At 31.5% G+C, this 2,129-nt stretch carries 4 protein-coding genes and 1 pseudogene; 2 read left to right on the top strand and 3 right to left on the bottom strand.

Translation table 11 applies throughout. The annotated features are described in order from the left end of the window. Together ACEW8E_RS10310 and ACEW8E_RS10305 are read right to left on the bottom strand one after the other, a co-directional pair. Positions 1-208: pseudogene (locus ACEW8E_RS10310) on the bottom strand (IS4 family transposase); the annotation flags it as partial. A gap of 154 nt (positions 209-362) precedes the next feature. Continuing rightward, complete coding sequence (locus ACEW8E_RS10305) at positions 363-839, bottom strand: phospholipase D-like domain-containing protein (RefSeq protein ID WP_373480260.1); 477 nt, start codon at positions 837-839, stop codon at positions 363-365. Between the two features lie 121 nt (positions 840-960). Between ACEW8E_RS10305 and ACEW8E_RS10300 the strand changes: the two genes are divergently transcribed. Together ACEW8E_RS10300 and ACEW8E_RS10295 are read left to right on the top strand one after the other, a co-directional pair. Beyond that, complete coding sequence (locus ACEW8E_RS10300; protein ID WP_373480259.1) at positions 961-1,200, top strand: antitoxin; 240 nt, start codon at positions 961-963, stop codon at positions 1,198-1,200. Positions 1,201-1,202: 2 nt separating this feature from the next. Beyond that, entirely contained in the window at positions 1,203-1,616 is a 414-nt protein-coding gene (locus ACEW8E_RS10295; RefSeq protein ID WP_373480258.1) for a type II toxin-antitoxin system VapC family toxin, read from the top strand. 84 nt (positions 1,617-1,700) lie between these two features. On the opposite strand, the gene ACEW8E_RS10290 is transcribed toward ACEW8E_RS10295, so the two are convergent. Then, the gene (locus ACEW8E_RS10290; RefSeq protein WP_373480257.1) at positions 1,701-1,979 is read right to left on the bottom strand and encodes a type II toxin-antitoxin system VapC family toxin; all 279 of its coding nucleotides are present in this window, start codon (positions 1,977-1,979) and stop codon (positions 1,701-1,703) included. Positions 1,980-2,129 lie beyond the last annotated feature (150 nt).

Genomic DNA, 2,129 nt, shown 5'->3' with positions numbered 1-2,129 from the left:
CCCACAAAAAGCCTTCTTTATTTAAAATACGGGTTAACTCGTTTACACTGGGGACATTACGCCATAAAAGAGTCAATATTGCTGCCGTCATTAATGACAAATTGAGAATACGATTTCTTAATCCCAAATCACGAAACAAACCTTCTTGAGCAAAAATAGAAGGGGTTAACAGTTCCGACAAATGTGAAAAAATGGCATCATTTTCCATCAAAGGATGATGTTTTTTTTGTGCGTGATCTCGGTTAATTTTCTTAGTCATCCGTGGTTGGGAAAAAGGGAATACTCTCAAATATTGACATTTATAAGGCTTTCAGCTATTTGTTAATTTTTATTACTATTATCTTGACTGTTTGTTGATTTATTTAACTTCTAACGAATGGTTCATAATTGAGTTTCCACGCCGAATAAGTCTCGTTGATGCTACCTAAAAAACTGGTTTGTATTCCATTAGCTAAAGTGATAACTCCTGCTTTACCATGGACTAAACCAAATTTATCACGGGGTAACACTTTTACCTCCATTTTTCCCGTACTCAAAAACTGGTATAGTCTGGTTAGTCTGGGTTTACTGCGAGAATCTAACTTTTCAGGTTCAAAACTACACCATTCTCGTCTGAGGGCAAAATTAGCTGCCCTAGCGGTTTCTACGTCTTTTATCTCTAAATCGGAGTTACAGATAATTCTAACCTTCCCTGTCATCGATTCAATGGCTTCCCCTGCTACTTCTAAGATAGAGGAGCTAAAATAACCAGCAATACGATCGTACTTTTTCGCTCCTTTTAGTCTTTGATTTAAAAAGGATTCATCTAAAGGTGTTTGACGGGAAGAAAAACGATTCATTTTTGAATTATGAGTTATGAATTGGATTTTTTTTATAAGTGTTATGAGTCATCACATATAATGATTTTAGATCGATCGTCTTTAATAATTATTAGAAAAATACAAAATACAATAAATAATCATGCTTAAAGAATATCACGTTAAACTTATTCAACAAGGAAACATTCAGACTTTAACCATTCCTAAAGAATTAAAAATTACAACATCATCGGTAATTATTCATCAAGAAGATGATAAATTAATTATTGAACCATTACGTCAAAAATCTTTATTAAAAGTTCTTTCTACCCTTGAACCTTTAGAAGAGGATTTTCCTGATATTGATGAGGGTTTATTACCTTTAGATGATATTGAAATATAAAAATGAATTATGTTTATTTATTGGACACAAATATTCTTTCTGAATTGCTAAAAAATCCCACAGGAATTGTTTATGAAAAAGTAAAAGATGTTGGAGAGGACAAAATCTGTACCAGTATTATTGTCGCCTGTGAACTCAAATTTGGAGCTGAAAAAAAGAAATCAGCTAAATTAAAAGAAAGGATTGAATTAATTTTAACTAATATTGACATTTTACCTTTAATTCCTCCTGTAGAAGAACATTATGCTCAAATCCGCACAGATTTAGAAAATAAAGGTACACCCATTGGCGGTAATGATTTATTAATTGGTGTTCATGCACTCAGTTTAAATTTAACAGTTGTTACCAATAATGTCAGAGAATTTTCTCGTATCCCTAATTTAAAAGTTGAAAATTGGCTTGATAAAAAAATATGAATTATTCACAATTATTCTGGAAATATTAAACTATCCTCTCTAAAAAGCCACTTAAAAAAGTCAATTCTTTTTCATAAAATATGACTACTGAGGATAAAAAACTCTAATAAAAAATTGATTACGATAACGGCGATAAATATCAAAATCTTTATCTAAAGTAGCAATAGCAGGTATATTTAATCTTTCAGAAATCGCTATTAACGATAAATCAGTAAAGTCGGCAGGTAAGTCTTGGTAAATCTGATTTAATTGTTTGATTTTTTGATAATCTTCTGATAGTAAATGTTCAGCAATAAATACTCCTTTTTCTAAGGCAGATAAAAACTCTGTTTGAACTTTTACATCAGGTGCAAGTAACCACATACCCTCAGTTATAACCCTCTTTTGTCATTTTCCGAGGTAAAATAGTAGAAGAAAAAGAAAAATAAAACTTGGGAAGCATAAGCAATAATGGATGTAGCCGAACAAATTCGTAAACATTTGCCACGAACACCAGAAACCACGATACCATTA

The organism is Geminocystis sp. (assembly GCF_041753295.1).
Taxonomy (GTDB): domain Bacteria; phylum Cyanobacteriota; class Cyanobacteriia; order Cyanobacteriales; family Cyanobacteriaceae; genus Geminocystis.
The sequence above is the reverse complement of the archived record's forward strand: the minus strand, read 5'-3'. Positions and strand labels throughout refer to the sequence as shown.

Coding starts and splice junctions, on each gene's coding strand:
- ACEW8E_RS10305 (WP_373480260.1), bottom strand. CDS start 839: ATGAATCGTTTTTCTTCCCGTCAAACACCTTTAGATGAATCCTTTTTA.
- ACEW8E_RS10300 (WP_373480259.1), top strand. CDS start 961: ATGCTTAAAGAATATCACGTTAAACTTATTCAACAAGGAAACATTCAG.
- ACEW8E_RS10295 (WP_373480258.1), top strand. CDS start 1,203: ATGAATTATGTTTATTTATTGGACACAAATATTCTTTCTGAATTGCTA.
- ACEW8E_RS10290 (WP_373480257.1), bottom strand. CDS start 1,979: ATGTGGTTACTTGCACCTGATGTAAAAGTTCAAACAGAGTTTTTATCT.